Consider the following 20,854-nt stretch of genomic DNA (forward strand, 5'->3'; position numbering starts at 1 on the left):
GAGCTTCCACCGTCCTCAGTTCGCTATATAAGGTATGAAAAAAGTACTTATCCCTATCTTCGTTTTTCTAAAAAATTATGTTGTATAGAATTATATGTAATAATGAGAAAAACGTCAAGCTTACACTGTTTCTTCTTTCTTAAGAAGCTCATCTACTTCTTCTTCTAACTCAATTAGCTTGTCCCAATCATCATTGTTTAACATTTCAAGCTGTGCTTCTATTAGCATGCGGAAACGTGTACGAAACACCTTCGCTTGCTTTTTCAATTCTTCAATGTCAAATGCAACTTTTCTTGATTTTACTAACGCTTCGTTAACAATACGGTCCGCATTTTTTTCTGCTTCACGCACAATTAACTTTGCTTCTTTTTGTGCATTACGCTTTACTTCTTCAGCTGCTTCTTGTGCTACAACGATAGATTTATTTAATGTATCTTCAATATTGGAGAAATGTTCTAATTTCCCTTCTAGTTGTGCAACTTTTTCTTCTAATGCTTTTTTCTCACGAATTACTAATTCATAATCTTTAATGATTTGATCAAGAAATTCATTTACTTGATCCTCATCATAGCCACGAAAACCACGACTAAATTCTTTATTATGAATATCTAACGGTGTTAACGGCACAAACGCCACCTCCAAGTAGGTTATCTAAATTTTCCTTTTTAATTATATCTTTTCTTCGACAAAATAGGAGATTTTCCTTCTAAAAAAAGAAATCATTTTAAAATCCCATACAAAATTCTCCATTTATCGCGCTTTGTTTTTCCCTCAACAATGAGTAATTTACTTCTACCATAACCTCTTACAGAAAATACATCTCCCGGAAAGCATTCATAAGCAGATTGCTCAACTACTTTCCAATTTACTTTTACAAGACCATTTTTTATGAACGGCTGAACCTTTTGCCGAGATAGATGAAACATTTCTGCTAGCAATACATCTAACCGAAGCGATGATACTGTTCCTGACTTTTCATTCCACTGATCTTCTATATGTAATGTATGATCAGTTGACACAGGTGATAAAGATACTTTTGTTTTTCCAATTGATTGTAAATTCATTTCTATATATGATACAACTTCTTTTGCAACTACAATTTGGGCACGATCGTTCTGGAGCCAAATATCTCCGCATTTCTCTCGCTTTAAGCCAAGAGACATAAATGCTCCTAATATTTGGCGATGCTCCAGCGTATAAAATTTAGAAGGATAGTCAATTTCTAATATTTCTATTTGAAACTCTTCTGCATTCGGCATAAGGTAATCGGGATAAATTAACGCCCGTTTTCTTTCTGCACTCGGAGCAGCCCCGTATAACTGAAAGGCAGCATCTCCTTGATGTCCAACAATCATAGAAACAATCTGTTGTTCTCGCGGGTCAAGAAAATCAGTAAGTTTCACTTGATGGTACTCTGCTGCTGCATGCTTCCATTCTAATACTTTATCAACGAAAACCGTTTCTTCAGGTCTAAAATGTTCATAGATGCTCATTTATATTTTCTTACCCCATAAAAAATTCGAATATGCGTACTAATCCTGACCCTGCTAAACGTAATACAAGGATCGCCACGATTGGAGAAATATCAATTACACCAAGTGGTGGAATAAATCTCCGGAACGGTTCTAAATACGGCTCACAAATACGGGCAAGAAAATCACCAAATGTCGACTCTCTTGCTCCCGGAACCCAAGTTAAAAGGATATAAATAATAAGCGCATATGAATAAAACTCCAATAGATAGAACAAAATTTGTAAAAGCATCGTCATAGCGCACTACCACCTTTTTATATTTGTCTCTTCTTCTTCACCGAACAATTCAGAAATTGCTCCAACAATATCTACATTATCCGGCGTACATATAAATGTTTTTGGACTTAACTTTTGAATATCCCCGCCTATTGCATATACAGTTCCACTTAAAAAGTCAACGATACGCAGTGCTTGATCTGTAGACATACGTTGTAAATTAATTACAACTGCACGACGACCTTTCAAATGATCAGCAATCCCCTGTGCTTCTGAGTACGTACGGGGCTCTAATAAAACAACTTTCGAGGGTTGTTTCGCTGTTTCAATGCTTACTACGTTTTGTTTCGTTTGTATCTTTGCAAGAGGAATATCCTGCTCTGGGTCCTGCTGTTTTTTCATTTCATTTTGCTCCTTTTCGTAAGCATAATGTGCTTCTCGTTCTTCAGGTGTGTCAAAAAAGAAATACTTTACTTTTGACCAACTCATAATCAAATTCTCCTTCCTTCTATTCTTTTCCCACTAATATCGTTCCCAAACGAATAAATGTAGCGCCCTCTTCAATTGCAATTGTATAATCATTTGACATTCCCATTGATAACTCCGTACACGGAGCATGCGATAGGTTTAAATCTTGTACTTGCTTTTGCAGTTTACGCAACATTTGAAAACAACTACGAATTTGCATTTCATCGTCTGTGTAAGGTGCCATTGTCATCAGTCCGACAACTTCAATTTTATCAAATTGTTGTAAGTTGTAAATAAAATCAATTGTCTCCTCTATGTCTAGCCCTTGTTTAGATTCTTCTGCTGAGGTTTTTACCTGAACAAAGCAGCGAATAGGTTTCACTCTTCGTTTTTGAATTTCTTTTGCAAGTGAAAGACGGTCAAGTGAATGCAAATAATCAATCTCATTTACAATCTCTTTTACTTTTCTAGATTGCAATGAACCGATAAAATGCCACGTCGCTTTGTTTTCAAAATACTCATACTTTTGTAACAAACCTTCATTACGATTTTCTCCAAGATGCACAATCCCAGCTTGTAGCACTTCATTTGTTTTTTCAATTCCTACTGTTTTTGTAACAGCAACAAGTGTAATTTCGTCTAAAGATCTATCTACTCGCCTACATGCTCTTTCAACTTCTTGCCTAACATATGTTAAATTCCCTTGTACTGTCACTGCTTCCCATCCTCCTTAAAACCAATAAAACTAAGCATTCTTCCCGTCTTTCCATGGTCGCGGCGATGTGAGAAAAATAATTGCGCTTCACAGCTTGTACAAAGAGATGACATGACAATTTTCTCTTCTTTAATCCCAGCTTGTAAACATAACAAACGATTTATTTCTTTTAAATCTATTGCATATTGTCCATCAGAAATCAAGTCAAATGGAACGGAACCATGAAGCACTTGTTTAGCGGCAGATAATACACGCTCATCCACAACATAACAACACGCGCCAATAGACGGACCGATAGCAACATGTATATCATCGAGTGGTATCCCTTCATCTTTCCACTTACCGATCATTTCACTCGCAATTCCTTTTACGGTTCCTTTCCAACCAGCATGTGCAAGTCCAATCATTCCATAAGATGGTGCATAAAAATAGAGCGGCACACAATCCGCATAACAAGATGTTAATAACACATCTGTATCTTTCGTATATATGCCATCAGTATTCGGAATACCGTCTTCATAGGAAAAGACACCTTTTCCTTTCTCTTGTTTGCCCACTTTTGCAACATGATGATCATGAACCTGTTCCGAAAAAACCCAAGTTTCTAATGATACGTGTAATTTTTCTGCTAAAAGACGCCGATTTTCATGAACATCTTCCACTTTATCTTGGACGTGTAGTCCTAGATTCATTGTATGAAACGGTCCAGTACTCACTCCACCTTCTTTTGTGGTAAATCCAGCTATAATAGGTCCAAGTTCTTCCCACATATGTAAATGTAATATACCGTTCTTATATGTAAATGGTTCTCTCATAAAAAGGCTCCTTATTAATAAAATAACATAAAAAGTATGGTACTTCCTGTCTATTTTACCATACTTTTATTTTTCCATAATGACAACATTAAAAAAAAGAGAAATTTGTAATATTCTTCAAAAAGTTGTCGGTGTTTGTATTGTTTCTGTAACATTAGGAAGATGATCTGCTCGAACTAAAATAACATCCTCCCCTATTTTCACAATTTGTTTCCAGGGGATTACAGATTCTTCTTCTTTTCCAAATAACCCTAGCATTTTCCCTTGTTTTGTAATAATAACTGCCTGAATTTTTCCTGTCCTCATATCAATGTCAATATCTCCAATATTTCCAAGTTTCTTTCCATCCGACACATTGACAACATCTTTCATTTGAAATTCTGAAATACGTATCATTACAATCCTCTCCTTTGTCTCATACTTAACTGGCAATCACAATTTCACCTCAATTAAAAAATAAAGTAAGACTTCCATCAATAAATTTTTACTTCCTTTCCACCTATTTTCTTCGCTTTTCTTTGCATCTTGAGGTGGAGTCCGTTAATGTGGGATAAAGCGTATCCTTCATTAAGTTCTTTCACGTTCAAAATCTTTTCTTTATAGCCATTATATGAATCCGCCATCTTTCCTATGAACAGAATATCCCCTCAAAACTATAAAAGGTCTCATCATAAATGATGAGACCTTAGCCTTGAATTGTTTTATTCATTTGTTTAATTGCTGATTTTTCAAGACGTGACACTTGCGCTTGAGAAATCCCAATTTCCTCAGCCACTTCCATTTGTGTTTTCCCTTGAAAGAAGCGCTTGCGAATAATCATCTTTTCTCGTTCATTTAGTCGCTTCATTCCTTCTTTTAATGCTAGCTCTTCGACCCATTGCTCGTCCCTTTGTTTATCATCACTTAACTGATCCATAACAAAAATTGGATCCCCGCCATCATTGTATATTGGTTCAAATAATGAAACTGGATCTTGAATTGCATCAAGCGCAAACACAATTTCTTCGTGCGTCACATCAAGTACTTTTGCTATATCCATCGCTGTTGGCTCCTTCGAATTTTCAGCAATGAGTTTTTCACGTACTTGTAATGCTTTATACGCAATATCACGCAAGGAACGCGATACTCGTATGGGATTATTATCACGTAAATATCTTCGAATCTCTCCGATAATCATCGGTACAGCATACGTTGAAAATTTAACATTTTGGCTTAAATCAAAATTATCAATGGATTTCATAAGTCCAATGCAGCCAACTTGAAATAAATCATCAACAAACTCCCCTCTGTTGTTAAATCTTTGGATGACGCTCAGTACAAGACGTAAGTTTCCGTTTACTAGTTTCTCCCTTGCGCTTATATCGCCGCTTTGCATTTCTCGAAATAGCCGTCGCATTTCTTCGTTTTTTAGTACTGGAAGTTTAGATGTATCAACACCGCAAATTTCTACTTTGTTTCTCGTCAAAGTGTTCCCTCCTATCGGGAGTTGCTGTACAGTGTAAAGTATCTCCTTTGGAGGGAATTTTATGCATATATTCATTTGTCTCATATCAAATGAAACTTACATCCTTTATAACAAGACAATCCGCAGCTTAGCCACATCTCATACCATTTTATTAAATTCTTTACGAAGTCTTTTAATAATTCGTTTTTCTAAGCGTGAAATATAAGACTGGGAAATCCCAAGCATATCAGCAACGTCCTTTTGGGTTTTTTCTTCTCCACCATCTAATCCAAAACGAAGTTCCATAATTTGCTTCTCTCGATCATTTAATTGATGCAATGCCTTCATAAGTAAATGGCGGTCAACAGTTGCTTCCAAATCCTTTGTAATAATGTCCTCATCTGTTCCTAAAACATCTGATAGCAATAGTTCATTTCCATCCCAATCAATATTAAGGGGCTCATCAAATGACACTTCTGAACGATTTTTATTATTTCTCCGCAAATGCATCAATATTTCATTCTCAATACACCTTGAGGCATACGTTGCAAGTTTAATTTTTTTTTCTGGATTAAATGTATTAACCGCTTTAATTAAACCAATGGTTCCAATACTAATAAGATCCTCAATATTAATCCCTGTATTTTCAAACTTCCTGGCAATATATACAACAAGACGCAAATTACGCTCTATTAAAAGTGACCTTGCTGTTTCATCTCCTTTTGGTAGTTTTTGCAACAAAATTTCTTCTTCTTCTTTTGTTAATGGCGGTGGCAACGCTTCACTTCCACCAATATAGTAAATTTCATCGGTCTTAATTCCAAGTTTTAGTAATAACTTATACCAAAGATAAGTTAACCGAAATTTCAATTTCAATTCAATCCCTCCGTTTATTAAGCAATTGTTATTTTTTGTGACACTAACATTTTCGGATGTAAAATACACTGATACTCACCATTCGCTGATAACTGCTGTGCATTCAAACCAATTAATACTTTATTTACAGTAACCTTCGCAGATTCATGATAAATTTGTACAAAGTCAGGTTTAAACGCCCATAAAAATTGTTGATTAATTCCTACAGCTCGGTAAGGAATTAAGCGCAAACGTGTTGCCCACTGTGATTCTTCATCTGGTATATAAGGAATTGCTGTTTTCATTTGAACTTGTTCTATTAGCCACTTCGGTAGCACATGTTCCAAAGAAGAAACATGTATAATCATAACTGGTGTTTTTGTAAGCGGGTCATACAATTGATTTCCACTATCAATCAATCCATCTAGTTGAATATCATTTATATCAATTTTGATATCTACTTTCACAATTTGCTCATAATGAATTTTTGTTACTTCTACATCTGCAATTCTTTTTTTAGAAAAGTAGTAGATAATAGGAAACCCGATTATTACAAACAACCAACTTACAGGATCACCATATGAAATAGATTTTGTCGAAATGAGTCCATTCATCATGTCATTCGTTTGAAGAAAAAAGTGTGTGCCAACAAGGCCTCCTCCTACCATAAACGTCACAAAATAAAACATTAAAACATTCTGTAGAAATGTCCGAAAACGAATAAAGCCAAATGCCGTATAAACAATAAGAAATGAATATATTAATTTCATTACAGGATGTGTCATCAACGATGCTAACGGCGTGAATGCAAAAATAACAATTGTTGAACCGATACATGCGCCAAGTACAAGTCTCCATCTTTTCACTTTCCGTTTTAAAACAATTGCTGTTAATAAAAGTAAAAGAAAATCAATGCAGACATTTAATAACCATATAATGTCGGCGTAAACGACCAAGCGGTTCACCTCTTTTTTATAAAGTTGAGACTAGTATAATGCATATCCAATGGAAAAGTGTGTCAATTGACGGAAGGGATTTTTTGTTATTTTGAAACTTTGAGGAATAATTTGTCGTGTAGAAAAAGAAGACTGAAAAAGCGCGTTCTTTGAGTAAGTAACGGGATTTGCCTCAATATAAAAGTAATTCTTCCGTCAGTGAGGGTTTTACTATCCGTGAATAGCGGGAGAATAAAAAAGACAACCATCTATGCATAGAGGGTTGTCTTTTTTATGTTTCCATAAAGTACGAAAATTCATCTCGCTACTTATGGACAGTAAGAACTTGCTTGGTTTAACTAATAAGCAGTGGGAGTCCCCACTACTTAAAGTTTCACTTTATAAACGCTCCCTTAGCGTCTGCGACGATTACGTAAAAATGCTGGAATATCGATATCATCTACATCTGTATGACGATCATTTCCAATCGGCTCTTCACGTTTTACTTCACGCTTTATTTCACGTTGTTTAACTGGTTGTACTGGCTGCTGCACACTTTTAGTAGCAGTTACTGTAGAACGAGTAATTGGCTTAGGTGGTTGCATTGAGATGCTATCATCAAAACCTGTTGCAATCACTGTTACAACAATTTCATCTTTTAAATTTTCATTAATTACTGAACCGAAAATCATATTTACTTCTGGATCCGAAGCTGAAGCTACAATATCTGCTGCTTCTTGTACTTCATATAAACTTAAGTTCGTGCCACCTGTAATGTTCATAATAACACCTTGTGCACCATCAATGGATGTTTCTAGCAATGGACTAGAAATCGCACGTTTTGCTGCTTCTGTCGCACGGTTTTCACCAGTTCCAATACCAATGCCCATTAAAGCAGAACCTTTGTTAGACATAATTGTTTTTACGTCTGCAAAGTCTAAGTTAATAAGACCCGGCGTTGCAATTAAATCAGAAATACCTTGAACACCTTGACGTAATACATTATCTGCTTCGCGGAATGCTTCAAGCATCGGTGTATTTTTATCTACAATTTCTAGAATACGATCATTCGGGATCACAATGATTGTATCTACATTTTCTTTAAACGCAGCAATTCCAGATGTAGCTTGCGTTGCACGCTTACGACCTTCAAATGTAAATGGACGCGTTACAACCCCAACTGTTAATGCCCCTAACTCTTTTGCAATTTGTGCAATAACTGGAGCTGCTCCGGTCCCAGTTCCACCGCCCATACCAGCTGTGACAAAGACCATATCCGCGCCGCGAAGTGCTTCTTGAATTTGTTCTTTACTTTCTTCAGCAGCTTTTTTTCCTACTTCTGGATTTGCTCCAGCACCAAGTCCGCGCGTTAATTTACCACCGATTTGCATTCTTGTTTCAGCTTTTGATAAATTTAGTGCTTGTGCATCTGTGTTTACAGCGATAAAATCTACGCCCTGTACGCCATTTTCAATCATACGATTGACAGCATTGTTTCCGCCGCCGCCAACACCAATAACTTTTATATTTGCTAATTGATCTTGTGTAGTATCAAACTCTAACATGTCGAAATCCCCCTAGAACCTCATTTTTCGCGTTCAAATCTAATCCCATAAATATCGGAATACACGCTTCACTTTTGACATCATTCGTTCATTATTATCATTATTATCATTGTTATTACGAGGCTTTTGCTTTACCGGTTGTTGCACTGCAGTAGGTGTTGGTTGTACTTCATAGTTTTCCTGCTTTTCCTGCACACTCTTTCCTCGCAACTTAGCTTTTTGGTATGCATTTTTAATAAGTCCAACACCAATTGTATATTGCGGTTCACGTACACCAATATAATCTGGCGTTGCAATACGAACATTTTGATGTAGAATGTCATTTGCAAGATCAAGAATACCAGACATAGAAACAACACCACCAGTAAGTACATAACCAGCTGGTAACTGTTTCACGCCAAGTTTTTGCACTTCATCTTGTACAAGCATAAGAATTTCCTCTACACGAGCTTCAATGATATCAGCTAACTCTAATTGAGAATATTGCTCTGTTTGATCACTGCCCATCATTGAAACAGTAAACACTTCTTCCTCAGATGCTGTATCGTAAAAAGCATGTCCATATTTTAGTTTAATTTGGTCAGCATTTTCAGTTGATGTTTTCAATCCAATGGCGATATCTTTCGTAATATGATCTCCGCCAATCGGTAATATACTTGTTGTTTGTAATTCTCCATCTTGGAAAATGGAGAATGTCGTCGAACCTCCACCGATGTCAACAAGAGCAACTCCTCGATTTTTTTCATCATTCGATAAAGCAACTGCTGATGCTGCTAATGGCTGAAGGCAAATATCAATTATTTCAAGACCCGCTTTTTCTACACATCGAAGTAAATTATGTAACAATGTTCTCGAGCCTGTAACTAATGTACCTTCCATTTCTAAACGTACGCCAATCATTCCACGCGGATCATTAATTTCATCGAGACCGTCTACGATAAACTGTCGAGGTACCACATCAATAAACTCACGCTCTGGAGCAATTGACACAACTTGTGCTGCATCAAGTACCCGAAGCACATCTTCGTTTCCAATTTCGCGGTCTTCATTTGAAACAGCGACTACTCCATGACAAGGAAGAAGCTGTACTTGATTTGCATTTACACCTACAACAACGCGTTCAATGTGTATTCCTACCATGCGTTCAGCTTGTTCAATCGCCTTTTTAATCGATTGTACAGTCTCATCTATGTCAACAATGGAGCCCTTTTTCAAACCATTTGACTTTACATTTCCAACACCAATAATGTTTAAAGCGTCATTGACCATCTCGCCAATGATGACTTTAACATTGGATGTACCGATGTCAAGACTAACATATATTTCATTGCTGTTCATTCTTTGGCACCTCCTTCTTTATTTATACCATAGAATTCAATATATGGAACAACAATCGTTGTTTTACTATGTTATAAGAAAAATATTCAACGTATTTATGCGTTTCCCTTTTTTAACAGTATATTTTTCTTATTTTCGTTTGGCATTTATTCACTTTTATAACAGCCATATATAAATCACTGTTATATTTTGAAACAATCTTATCTAACTACAAAGATTACCGCCAATTATAAGTCTACACTAAGATGTACTTCTAGAAAAGTGAAACTTACACCTAAGATTATATTAAAAAAGAAAATAAGGGGGTGAATATGACATAATTAAATCATTTTCAATGAATACGTTTCTATTTTCCTTAACAAAACATAATTTACAGCCAAAATATCCACTTTACCACGCCTTAATCCATTAATTAATATATTCGGTATAAGCACCAACCTCTAAATGGATAATTGCTTTTTTATCTGGCAATAAGTTCTTAACAATAAGAGGATAAGCTTCCATTCGTTTTGCAAAATCTTGAATAACTGTACTTACTTCGTATCCCTCATTCATATACAGTGTAAGATGATCTGCATACAAGTCTGTTGGCTTGTAATGAATTTCAGAAATAGACCGAAGAACAGCTGGTGTTAACTTTTCTAGTTCAGCAATCAATTCTTTCATTTTCTTTTCTTCAAAAGGAGCAAAAATCGGCGCAGCAACTGGTAATTTCCCATTTGGAAGAGCATCTAATGATTTTCCATTTTGTAAAAGAGGATATAATTTTCCGTCTTTATTAATGTAGCCAATTGTTACATATTCCTCAACATCGATAACTATTTTATTTGGAAATTGTTTCTTCACATGGACATTTTTAATTTCTTTTTGCTTCTTTAGATTCGCTTCCGCTCGATGTCCTATTACACTAAAATAGCTTGTTTTATATGTAATCCCTGATTGCTCCATTATTTGTTCATCCGTCATATAATGATTACCGTGAACCGTAATCTCCTTTATGTTGCTAAGCGGAGATCGAAAATAAATTAAAAAAAGCACCAATAAAAATAAAATCGATACATATAAAATTAATCGTTTATTTACTTGTTTTTTCTTCTTTTGATTTTTTAATTTTGGTACACGATCTTGTAGCTTAATAACTTTACTATTCTTCATGTACGCTCCCCCTATGTAACATAAAGAACGGCATGTTATGCATGCCGTTCTTCTTCTCATTATATCATAAATGATACAATGCGGGACAGACAACTATTATCTTCCAATTATTTCTACTTCAGTATGCATATCTACCCCAAACTGTTCTTTTATTGTCTTCTTTACAGAAGCGATTAAATCCAGAACATCTTGTGCTGATGCTGTCCCCGTATTTACAATAAAATTCCCATGCATTTCCGAAATTTTCGCACCACCAATTTGATAACCGCGTAGCCCAGCCTTTTCCACTAGATTACCAGCATAGTTTGGTAGCGGGTTTCTAAAAATGCTTCCTGCACATGGATGATTCCAAGGTTGTGTATCACGACGATAATCTTTATTTTTTTGCATGATCCCAATAATTTCGTCACGATTCCCTTCCTTTAATTGCAATTCTGCTTCTAGTACAATACCAGGTCGCTTCTTTTGTAACACAGATGTACGATAAGAAAATTCTAGCTCTTCTTTCGTTACCCATTCAATCTTTCCATCTTCAAACATCACACGAGCGCTCTTCAAAATTTCAGACATATCCGATTTATGAGCACCTGCATTCATATAAACAGCTCCGCCTACACTTCCTGGGATTCCACTAGCAAACTCTAATCCTGCGAGTCCTTGACGGCTTAGTAAAGTTGAAAGCTTAATAAGAGGATATCCTCCGCCTACACGGACATTTGTTCCAGTTACCTCCAAATGATCCAAACCCTCTCCTAGTCGAATGACAACACCTTCAATTCCTTTATCTGATACAAGCAGATTAGAACCACGACCAATTGCAGTCCATTTTGTTCCATGCTTTTTCACAAGTTCTAGCGATTTTTCTACACCTTCCACGCTCTCTGGAATTACTAAAATATCTGCTGGACCACCTATTTTCATCGTTGTATAGCGAGCTAATGGTTCATTTTCTAGTACTTTTCCTACTTGTGCTCCCATAAGTTCTTTTGCTAATTGTTTCATGATGATCTCCCCCATATTAAATCTCCGTACTACAGTAGTATGCAGGGCATTCACCTAACGTTATTTTCTACAAGTTTTTTCATCACTTCAAATAACTTGTTTGCTGCATCTGGAATCCCTAACTGCTGTGCAGCTAGTTTCATGCTTTGTAATTTTTGTGTATCCAATAAAATTTCATCGATATCACCAAGAAGCGTGTCACCTGTTAAATCTTTTTCAAGAAGCATTTTCGCTGCTCCTTTCTCAACGACAGAAAGAGCATTTTTCTCTTGATGATTGTTTGTTACATATGGACTCGGAATTAAGATACTTGGTTTTCCTAAAGCTGTTAACTCAGCTAACGTTGTGGCACCTGCACGCGAAACAACAAGATCCACCCCAGTAAGTACTTCTGGCATATTATCAATGAACGGCTTAATGATAACATTGTGTGGATTCCCTTTTTGTTTCACCAATTCCATTACTTTATCATAATGCACTTCACCTGTAACGTACAATACTTCATAACCTTTATTACCAAATTGTTCAATTGCTTCTAAAAACGCATCATTAATTGGTCTAGCGCCTCGGCTTCCTCCAAAAATTAACACTGATTTTTTTGAAAGAGATAAACCGACAGAACGCTTGCCTTTCATACCGTTTTGATTCATCACTTCTGAAGCACGAGGATTCCCTGTCATCATAACTTTATGTTCCGGGAAATGTTGTACTGCCGCTTCAAAACAAACCGCTACTTTATTTACGTAGCGACTCAAAAATTTATTTGTTACACCAGGTACACTATTTTGTTCATGTACAACTGTTGGAATACCCAGTTTAGCTGCTGCGTATACAACTGGACCACATACATAACCACCTGTTCCAATGACAACATCTGGATTAAAACGACGTATGTATCGTTTACTATCTTGTACACCTTTTACAAAACGCATCACCGTTTTCACATTATCAATTGATAATTTACGCTTAAACCCACTAATAACAATGGATTGAAATGGTATGCCAGCTTTGCGAACAATTTTACTCTCCAAACCATTTTCTGTACCAATATATAAAAATCTTGCTTCAGGATAAATTTTTTTAATTTCTCGAATTAACGCAAGAGCTGGATAAATGTGCCCACCCGTTCCACCACCACTGACTAATACTCGCACTGCCTATTCCTCCGCTTCTTTTTTCTATTATCCCGCTACCGCAGGGCAATAAAAGTCCGACTTGTTTAACTAACCTTACTAATAGTAAATTTCACTGTATGCTATTCATATGTCAATCGCTTAGTTTCCATTTTCACATACGAAAAACCCTGTTATAAAAAACAGGGTTTAGTAGCGAGAATGACGACTTATATTTAGTAACACTCCAACCGCCATTAACATAAGGGTCAAGCTGGACCCACCATAACTTAAAAATGGTAAGGTAATTCCTGTAACTGGCATTAATCCAGTTACAACGCCGATGTTAATCATCACTTGAATCGCAATCATCGCCACAATCCCGACTGCTAAAAAAGTACCGTATAAGTCTGGCGCTCCTAACGCTACACGAATCCCGCGCCATAACAACAGACTAAATAATAATAACACAAACGAACCACCAATAAAACCTAATTCTTCAGAGAGAATCGCAAAAATAAAATCTGTTTGCGGCTCAGGTAAGTAAAGAAATTTTTGTCTACTTTGTCCTAGGCCAAGACCAAATAATCCCCCCGGTCCGATTGCAAGTAACGACTGAATAATTTGAAATCCACTTCCAAGAGGATCCGACCATGGATCTAAATAAGATGTAATACGTTTTATTCGATATGGTGCTGATGCAATAAGCCCAACAAATCCTGCAACTCCTATTAATCCTAACATGGAAAAATGAAAAATACGTGCTCCCGAAACAAAAATCATAACAATACAAGTCCCCACCATTACAGTTCCCGTTCCCAAATCTGGCTGCAACATAATCATGCCAAATGCAACAAACACAAAACTAAGCGAAGGAAGTAATCCTCGTTTAAAAGACGTAATCATTTTTTGTTTTTCCGATAAAAATTTCGCTAAAAAAATAAGCATTGCAAACTTCATAAACTCCGAAGGCTGGATAGAAAATGCTCCTACTCCAATCCAACTTCGAGCCCCGCCGCGCACCAGTCCAATACCCGGAATTAAAACTAAAATAAGGAGCACAAAACAGATGAGTAAAATCACTTTGGAATATGTACGCCACACCCAATAATCAATCTTCATAATAAAAAACATAGCAACGACACCAAGCCCAGCAAATAACAATTGACGTTTTGCAAAAAAGAATGAATCTCCCATTTTATACGAAGCCCATACAGCACTAGCGCTGTATACCATCACCATTCCCACTGTCAAAAGTAGCAAGGTTACAATAATAAGAATAAAGTCAGGTGTCTTCTTTGCCCCCAATGAGTATCACCTCTTTGAATACAGCTTTTCGTTAACCATACTTTTTTACAACTGAAGTCTCATTTATTTAAGCAAGCAGTCTCATTCCACCTCAAAATTGCGCAAAATTAAAGAAGATATGTGTGAAAAACTGCCTCCATCAGTGGATGGTGAATCCCCTCACTAATAGAAATTTCGCATTATTCTACCTATAAAAGAATCATCAGTAGGAATAATCCACTGATGATTCTTTCACTTTATACTAGCTTATGCACAGCTTGTATAAACATGTCTCCTCTTTCTTCAAATGTTTTAAATTGATCCCAGCTTGCACATGCAGGAGATAAGAGAATTACATCTCCTTCTTCAGACAGAGCAAACGCTTTTTGTACCGCTTGTTCTACATTATCGACACATGTAATAACTTTCACTCCAGCCTTTTCTGCAGCTTTGACAAGCTTCGGTGCAGTTTGTCCAAACGTAAATAACGCCTTCACATGCTCAAAGTATGGAATTAAATCGTCAAATTCATTTCCGCGATCCAGTCCACCAGCCAATAAAATGACCGGTTGCGTAAATGCAGACAACGCTTTTTCTGTCGCCAGCATATTTGTTGCTTTCGAATCATTATAAAACTTACGGTTTTGAATCGTCATTACATATTCTAAACGATGCTTTACACCTGTAAATCGCTTTAAAACTGCTACAATTGCTTCATTTGCAACTCCCATAAGCTTTGCAATGCTCATAGCAGCTAGTATATTTTCCAAATTATGTTTACCCGGCAATGCGATATCTTGAACATCAATCACTTTTTCGCCTTTGAAGTAAAGAGCACCATCTTTTACACAAGCGCCATTTTCAATCATTTTCGTCGTAGAAAAGTATACTTTTTGTCCTTTACTTTGCTTAGAGAACACCATTACATCTTCATCATCAGCATTAATGACGCTAAAGTCATTTTCAGTTTGATTTCTAAAGATATTCGCTTTTGCTAAACCGTACTCTTTCTTCGTACCATGATAATCTAAGTGTGCTTCAAATAAGTTTAACAGTACCGCAATCTTCGGTTGAAACGTTTCAATACCCATTAACTGAAAGGAAGAAAGTTCTGTTACAACCACTTCTTGTTCTGTTACATCTTGTGCAACTTCACATGCTACCGTACCAATATTTCCAGCAATAACAGGATGTTTTTCTCCTTCTTTTAACATTTCAAATGTTAATGTTGTTGTGGTTGTTTTCCCGTTAGATCCTGTAATCCCAATAAAGGGCGCTTCAGAAATACGATATGCTAATTCTACTTCTGTTACAATCGGAATATTTCTTTCTTTTGCCGCTACAAGTAACGGATTAGAGTATGGAATCCCTGGATTTTTTACAACAACAGAAATGTTTTTTTCTAATAATTCTAAAGGATGACCACCACATACAACTTCTATGCCTTGCCCTTGCAACTCTGTTGCTAACGGGTTTTCAGCTAGCGGCTTGCTATCATTTACAATCACATTTGCTCCAAGTTTCTTTAATAAGACAGCTGCAGCATAGCCGCTTTTTGCCATACCTAATACAAGAATATTTTTATTTTGATAGTCAATTATCGTTTTCAATTACATCCACACTCCGATATAAATTCCTAACACTGCAAATAAAAGTCCTACTGACCAAAATGTTACAACCACTCGCCATTCTGACCAACCGCATAATTCATAGTGGTGATGAAGCGGACTCATTTTAAATACACGCTTTCCTCGCGTTTTAAACGACACAACTTGAATAATAACAGAGAGTGTCTCAATAACAAACATCCCACCAATGATAACTAATAACAATTCTGTTTTCGTTAATATGGAAACAGCAGCTAAAGCACCGCCAAGAGCTAAAGATCCTGTATCTCCCATAAATACTTTTGCAGGATGAGCATTAAATACTAAAAATCCTAATACAGCTCCCACAACGGCCATACAAAAAATAGCAATTGTGTACTGTTCGTGAGCAAACGCAATAATACTATACGCACCAAATGCAATGGCAGCCGTTCCTGCTAATAATCCATCTAAACCATCTGTTAAGTTAACTGCGTTTGAAGCTCCTACCAGCATAAAGAGCACAAGAATAAAGTATGCCCACTGTAAGTCAAACTTAATTGCCGTCCCTGGAATCATTAAATGTGTATCAAATCCTTGTCCTTTTGCAATGATAAAGAAAGCTACTGCAATAATAAATTGTCCTACTAATTTTTGTTTTGATGTTAAACCAAGATTTCGTTTTTTGACAACTTTAATGTAATCATCTAAAAATCCAATTAAACCATAGCCAAATGTAACAAGAAGCAATAAGTACGTATCAGCACCCTTTTGAAATTTAAACATCATAATAATAGACGTAATCATAATTGAAATAAAAATAACGATTCCGCCCATAGTCGGTGTTCCCGATTTCTTTTGATGTGATTTTGGTCCTTCATCACGAATGCTCTGTCCAAATTTTAAACGACGTAAAAATGGAATAAAAATTGGTGACAACGCAACAGAAATTAAAAATGCCACCCCAACTGTAATTAATAATCCTTGTTCAAGCACTTTTAGTCCCCCTCTCTTGTTGTTATTCTTTCATGCTTAAACGTTGTGCAATTGCCTCCCCAGCAACTTCACGATCGTCAAAATGATGTACTTCTGTACCGATAATTTGATATGTCTCATGACCTTTACCTGCAATTACAATAATATCTCCGGCTTTTGCCTCAGAAACAGCATGAGTTATCGCTTCTTTTCGATCAACAATTACTTCATAGTTATTCCCTTTTACACCTTCTATCATATCATCAAGAATTGCTTTAGGCTGTTCGCTGCGCGGGTTATCTGATGTATAAATCGCATGCGTTGCGTACTTAGTTGCAACACTGGCCATAATTGGTCGTTTCGTACGATCTCGATCTCCCCCGCAACCAACAACGCAATACACATTTCCTTTTGCAAATTGTTTCGTTGTCAACAATACATTTTCTAAACTATCTGGTGTATGTGCATAATCAACAATGACAGTAAAATCTTGACCTCTATCAACAACTTCAAAACGTCCAGGTACACCTTTTAATTCTTTCACAACATCAATAATTGTTTGCAGCGCTACACCCGAAACAAGACATGCAGCTGTTGCAGCTAATACATTATATACATTAAACTTTCCAATTAATTTCATCGTGATATCGATACTTTCGCTCGGAGTTACGAGTGTAAATGTCGTACCAGCACTTGTCATCTCAATGTTTTTTGCCATTATATCACTTTTTGTATCAATACCATACGTAATCACTGTTGCTGCTGTACATTTCATATAGTCTATTGCTGCAGCATCGTCATTATTTAATACAGCGTACTTTATACGATTATGCTGATAGCTATTACCAAGTTGTGCAAATAGCAAGGCTTTTGCATATTTATATTCTTCCATCGTTTTATGATAATCTAAATGATCTTGCGTTAAGTTTGTAAACACCGCTACATCATAATCACATCCATGCACTCTTCCAAGATGCAAAGCATGTGAAGATACTTCCATAACAGCACTGTTTACATTTTGTTCGACCATTTTATGGAACGTCTTTTGTAATGTTAATGCATCAGGTGTTGTGTTTTTCACTTCAAACGTTTCGTCACCTATTTTCATATTAATTGTTCCAATTAAGCCTGTTTTATGTCCATGTGCGCGCATAATGTCGTTCATTATATGCGATGTTGTTGTCTTTCCATTTGTACCTGTAATCCCAATTAAATGTAACTTTTGCGTTGGCTGTCCATAAAAACAATCAGCTAACATCGCTAAAGAGCGTACTGTATCTTTAACAAGTACAACTGGAACGTCAACATCAATAGGCCTTTCCGCAACAATAGCAGCCGCACCTTGCGCGGCTGCCTGCATAGCAAATTCATGACTATCAACCGTGAAACCTTTTATACATACAAATAAACTTCCAGTTGTCACTTTACGTGAATCCGCTTCAATAGATGTAATTTCCGGGTTTTCTTTTGGAATAACCGGAAAATCATGCAAACTTGATACGAGTGTATGCAACTTCATTTCTTTAAACCCTCTCTACTCTTTATTTATCGCTTATAAATGGAAGCCTCCATTTATAAGAACGTCATACATTTCATCAACAAGCAGTGTGAATCAAACGTCTCACTACTATATATAAATTCCTTTTGATTTTTCAACATATAAGTCCCTGCTATGCAGAATAAAACATGACCGCCACTTGCTTGCTCCCTTTGTTTTAAACCTCGCATGTGGCAGGAAAAGGCCCTGACCGCTTCTATGTACGGCCAGATGCTCTCGTCCCCCCTAAAAGGAAAAGGGTTTTTATGTCAGTCTTTCAATTTGTATTTATATAGTTAGTTGAATGTTATTATATCGTACACACATGCCTGCATACTTACTTATTAAAATATATTCGAATCTTGGAGCCTGCTTTTACTTTCGTACCTGGTCTTGGGGACTGTTCAACCACTTTGTTTCCATCACCGCTGGCATCAATTTGTAGGTCGACAAGTTGACTTTGTAGTTCCTTTCGATCCATACCTACTATATCAGGGACCTCTACTAAAGGCGTCTCATCCCAAGTTAATTTCTTTTCAATTTGCTCTTTTCTAGGCTCTACTCCCATAACTGGCAAGACATCACGAAGAATATTCCCAACGATTGGCGCAGCAACAACTCCGCCAAATTGTGTAATTCCCTTTGGATTATCTACAGCGACATATACAACAATTTGCGGATCATCTGCTGGTGCAAATCCAATAAATGATACGATATAGTTGTTATCCAAATACTTCCCATCTTTTACTTTTTGGGCTGTACCAGTTTTCCCTCCAACACGATATCCATCAATATAAGCTTTGTTACCTGAACCTTTCGCAACAACATTCTCTAGTGCATAACGCACCTTTTCAGACGTTTCCTTGGAAATAACTTGTTTCTTTGCGACAGGCGTTTTTTTACTAATCACTTTATTCGTAGTTGGGTCTATAAATTCTTTCGCAATATAAGGTTGATATAACGTACCCCCATTTACAGCAGCTGCTACTGCTGCTACTTGTTGAATAGGGGTAACAGAGACTCCTTGACCAAATGCTGTAGTCGCTTGTTCTACAGGTCCTACTCTTTTTAAATCAAATAAAATCCCTTTGCCTTCTCCCTGTAAATCAATACCTGTTTTTTGTCCAAATCCAAAATCACGGATATATTGAAACAACTTTTCTTTCCCTAAACGGTCACCAAGTTCTATAAAGCCTGGGTTACAAGAGTTTTGAACAACCTCTAAAAACGTTTGGCTTCCATGCCCCCCTGCTTTCCAGCAACGCAATCTTGCACCGCCAACTTCTGCTGCTCCATCATCATAAAACGTATCTTTCTCCAAGTCTACTAATTTTTCATTTAAAGCAGCTGCAAGTGTAATAATTTTAAATGTGGACCCTGGTTCATATGTACTCCATACCGGAAGATTTCGATTAAACACTTCTGGTGAAACACTCCTGAAATCTGCTGGATCAAAACTCGGACGACTGGACATCCCTAAAATTTCGCCATTATTTGGGTTCATAGCAATCGCGATTATTCCATCTGGATGATACGTAGACTCTGCAATATTTAATTCTCTCTCCATAATTGTCTGAATACGTGAATCAATTGTCAACTTTAAATTCAAGCCGTCCCCAGGTTCTTTATAATCATCACCAATATTCGGCATGCGTTGCCCTTTCGCATCAGCAAAAAAACGTACATATCCTTTGTCACCGTTTAACTCTTTGTCATAATATGACTCCAGTCCCATAAGCCCTTGATTATCACTCCCAGCAAATCCAAGCACATGTGATAAATATTTTCCAAACGGATAGTATCGAATTGAATCTTCAGCAATATATACACCTTTTAAACTTAAAGCTCTCACTTCTTTTGCCTTATCATGGGAAATTTTCCGTCCGCCTTTGTCTAATCTGACTATGGACTCTTTTTTTGTAAGGCGTTGATAAATCTCTTCTTTCGACACACCTAAAACTGCAGCTAATTTCTCTGCAGTCTCTGCTGGTTTTTCAATTTGCCGTGGTACAACAAAGACAGTTGGTGCACTTTTATTTGTTGCAAGTTCCACACCATTTCGATCTACAATTTTCCCCCGTTCAGGTTCGAATGTAATATTCCGGCTCCATGAATCTTTCGCACGATCCGATAACATATTTCCAAGAAAAAACTGCACATATCCAAGACGAATATCAATAATTGTGAAAATAAGTATACCAAAAATAAGCACAAAAATAAGTCGTTTTCTTACTGTTACATTTGATACACGCATATTGGAACAAACCTCCTTTACGCCTAGCTTGTTCCAATATATGCTTGTACTTGTTTCATTAG

Annotated in this window: 20 protein-coding genes and 1 other annotated feature (1 of these 21 cut by a window edge); all 20 genes read right to left on the reverse strand. The window is 36.6% G+C overall.

The window, feature by feature from the left end; all coding sequences use genetic code 11:
- Positions 1-69, reverse strand: a binding site (T-box leader) (it extends 153 nt beyond the left edge of the window).
- 51 nt (positions 70-120) lie between these two features.
- On the reverse strand, positions 121-627 hold the full coding sequence (divIVA, locus tag MR076_RS15375; protein WP_242222064.1) for a septum site-determining protein DivIVA: 507 nt from the start codon (positions 625-627) through the stop codon (positions 121-123).
- Between the two features lie 92 nt (positions 628-719).
- Positions 720-1,493: a YlmH family RNA-binding protein gene (locus MR076_RS15380; RefSeq protein ID WP_242222066.1), complete on the reverse strand. Its 774-nt coding sequence runs from the start codon at positions 1,491-1,493 to the stop codon at positions 720-722.
- Positions 1,494-1,503: 10 nt separating this feature from the next.
- Positions 1,504-1,770: a YggT family protein gene (locus tag MR076_RS15385; RefSeq protein WP_242222068.1), complete on the reverse strand. Its 267-nt coding sequence runs from the start codon at positions 1,768-1,770 to the stop codon at positions 1,504-1,506.
- Positions 1,771-1,776: 6 nt separating this feature from the next.
- A complete protein-coding gene (locus tag MR076_RS15390) occupies positions 1,777-2,238 on the reverse strand; it encodes a cell division protein SepF (protein ID WP_242222070.1) in 462 nt (153 codons plus the stop codon).
- A gap of 19 nt (positions 2,239-2,257) precedes the next feature.
- Positions 2,258-2,932: a YggS family pyridoxal phosphate-dependent enzyme gene (locus MR076_RS15395; RefSeq protein WP_242222072.1), complete on the reverse strand. Its 675-nt coding sequence runs from the start codon at positions 2,930-2,932 to the stop codon at positions 2,258-2,260.
- The gene (pgeF, locus tag MR076_RS15400; protein WP_242222074.1) at positions 2,929-3,747 is read right to left on the reverse strand and encodes a peptidoglycan editing factor PgeF; all 819 of its coding nucleotides are present in this window, start codon (positions 3,745-3,747) and stop codon (positions 2,929-2,931) included. The genes MR076_RS15395 and pgeF overlap by 4 nt, the downstream gene beginning before the upstream one ends.
- 117 nt (positions 3,748-3,864) lie before the next feature.
- Positions 3,865-4,143 carry a YlmC/YmxH family sporulation protein gene (locus MR076_RS15405; protein WP_242222076.1) on the reverse strand — a complete coding sequence of 93 codons (279 nt, stop codon included), beginning with the start codon at positions 4,141-4,143 and terminating at the stop codon, positions 3,865-3,867.
- Between the two features lie 289 nt (positions 4,144-4,432).
- Positions 4,433-5,212, reverse strand: a complete 780-nt coding sequence (gene sigG, locus MR076_RS15410; protein ID WP_090914402.1) for an RNA polymerase sporulation sigma factor SigG — start codon at positions 5,210-5,212, stop codon at positions 4,433-4,435.
- A gap of 138 nt (positions 5,213-5,350) precedes the next feature.
- The gene (gene sigE / locus MR076_RS15415; RefSeq protein ID WP_020059244.1) at positions 5,351-6,067 is read right to left on the reverse strand and encodes an RNA polymerase sporulation sigma factor SigE; all 717 of its coding nucleotides are present in this window, start codon (positions 6,065-6,067) and stop codon (positions 5,351-5,353) included.
- A 17-nt stretch (positions 6,068-6,084) separates the two neighbouring features.
- On the reverse strand, positions 6,085-7,002 hold the full coding sequence (gene spoIIGA, locus MR076_RS15420; RefSeq protein WP_242222078.1) for a sigma-E processing peptidase SpoIIGA: 918 nt from the start codon (positions 7,000-7,002) through the stop codon (positions 6,085-6,087).
- A 392-nt stretch (positions 7,003-7,394) separates the two neighbouring features.
- Positions 7,395-8,546, reverse strand: coding sequence for a cell division protein FtsZ (ftsZ, locus tag MR076_RS15425; protein ID WP_242222080.1), 1,152 nt, complete (start codon positions 8,544-8,546; stop codon positions 7,395-7,397).
- A gap of 39 nt (positions 8,547-8,585) precedes the next feature.
- The gene (ftsA, locus tag MR076_RS15430) at positions 8,586-9,884 is read right to left on the reverse strand and encodes a cell division protein FtsA (RefSeq protein WP_242222082.1); all 1,299 of its coding nucleotides are present in this window, start codon (positions 9,882-9,884) and stop codon (positions 8,586-8,588) included.
- Between the two features lie 408 nt (positions 9,885-10,292).
- The gene (locus MR076_RS15440) at positions 10,293-11,039 is read right to left on the reverse strand and encodes a cell division protein FtsQ/DivIB (protein WP_242222084.1); all 747 of its coding nucleotides are present in this window, start codon (positions 11,037-11,039) and stop codon (positions 10,293-10,295) included.
- 96 nt (positions 11,040-11,135) lie between these two features.
- Positions 11,136-12,041, reverse strand: a complete 906-nt coding sequence (gene murB / locus MR076_RS15445) for a UDP-N-acetylmuramate dehydrogenase (protein ID WP_242222086.1) — start codon at positions 12,039-12,041, stop codon at positions 11,136-11,138.
- 50 nt (positions 12,042-12,091) lie between these two features.
- Positions 12,092-13,195 carry an undecaprenyldiphospho-muramoylpentapeptide beta-N-acetylglucosaminyltransferase gene (gene murG / locus MR076_RS15450; RefSeq protein ID WP_242222088.1) on the reverse strand — a complete coding sequence of 368 codons (1,104 nt, stop codon included), beginning with the start codon at positions 13,193-13,195 and terminating at the stop codon, positions 12,092-12,094.
- Positions 13,196-13,363: 168 nt separating this feature from the next.
- Entirely contained in the window at positions 13,364-14,461 is a 1,098-nt protein-coding gene (spoVE, locus tag MR076_RS15455) for a stage V sporulation protein E (protein WP_242222091.1), read from the reverse strand.
- Positions 14,462-14,697: 236 nt separating this feature from the next.
- Complete coding sequence (gene murD, locus MR076_RS15460; RefSeq protein ID WP_242222093.1) at positions 14,698-16,050, reverse strand: UDP-N-acetylmuramoyl-L-alanine--D-glutamate ligase; 1,353 nt, start codon at positions 16,048-16,050, stop codon at positions 14,698-14,700.
- Positions 16,051-17,022, reverse strand: coding sequence for a phospho-N-acetylmuramoyl-pentapeptide-transferase (gene mraY, locus MR076_RS15465; RefSeq protein WP_242222094.1), 972 nt, complete (start codon positions 17,020-17,022; stop codon positions 16,051-16,053).
- 22 nt (positions 17,023-17,044) lie between these two features.
- Entirely contained in the window at positions 17,045-18,520 is a 1,476-nt protein-coding gene (locus tag MR076_RS15470) for a UDP-N-acetylmuramoyl-L-alanyl-D-glutamate--2,6-diaminopimelate ligase (protein ID WP_242222096.1), read from the reverse strand.
- 355 nt (positions 18,521-18,875) lie between these two features.
- Positions 18,876-20,792 (reverse strand): stage V sporulation protein D, encoded by a 1,917-nt coding sequence (locus tag MR076_RS15475; RefSeq protein WP_242222098.1) that lies wholly within the window; start codon positions 20,790-20,792, stop codon positions 18,876-18,878.
- Between the last annotated feature and the right edge of the window lie 62 nt (positions 20,793-20,854).

This window comes from Bacillus cereus group sp. BfR-BA-01380 (assembly GCF_022663535.1).
Lineage (GTDB): Bacteria > Bacillota > Bacilli > Bacillales > Bacillaceae_G > Bacillus_A > Bacillus_A cereus_BB.

Excerpts from the sequence above, each read along its gene's own strand:
- MR076_RS15385 (WP_242222068.1), bottom strand. The coding sequence starts at position 1,770 with ATGACGATGCTTTTACAAATTTTGTTCTATCTATTGGAGTTTTATTCA.
- MR076_RS15380 (WP_242222066.1), bottom strand. The coding sequence starts at position 1,493 with ATGAGCATCTATGAACATTTTAGACCTGAAGAAACGGTTTTCGTTGAT.
- MR076_RS15405 (WP_242222076.1), bottom strand. The coding sequence starts at position 4,143 with ATGATACGTATTTCAGAATTTCAAATGAAAGATGTTGTCAATGTGTCG.
- pgeF (WP_242222074.1), bottom strand. The coding sequence starts at position 3,747 with ATGAGAGAACCATTTACATATAAGAACGGTATATTACATTTACATATG.
- MR076_RS15475 (WP_242222098.1), bottom strand. The coding sequence starts at position 20,792 with ATGCGTGTATCAAATGTAACAGTAAGAAAACGACTTATTTTTGTGCTT.
- MR076_RS15390 (WP_242222070.1), bottom strand. The coding sequence starts at position 2,238 with ATGAGTTGGTCAAAAGTAAAGTATTTCTTTTTTGACACACCTGAAGAA.
- MR076_RS15440 (WP_242222084.1), bottom strand. The coding sequence starts at position 11,039 with ATGAAGAATAGTAAAGTTATTAAGCTACAAGATCGTGTACCAAAATTA.
- ftsA (WP_242222082.1), bottom strand. The coding sequence starts at position 9,884 with ATGAACAGCAATGAAATATATGTTAGTCTTGACATCGGTACATCCAAT.
- MR076_RS15470 (WP_242222096.1), bottom strand. The coding sequence starts at position 18,520 with ATGAAGTTGCATACACTCGTATCAAGTTTGCATGATTTTCCGGTTATT.
- ftsZ (WP_242222080.1), bottom strand. The coding sequence starts at position 8,546 with ATGTTAGAGTTTGATACTACACAAGATCAATTAGCAAATATAAAAGTT.
- murB (WP_242222086.1), bottom strand. The coding sequence starts at position 12,041 with ATGAAACAATTAGCAAAAGAACTTATGGGAGCACAAGTAGGAAAAGTA.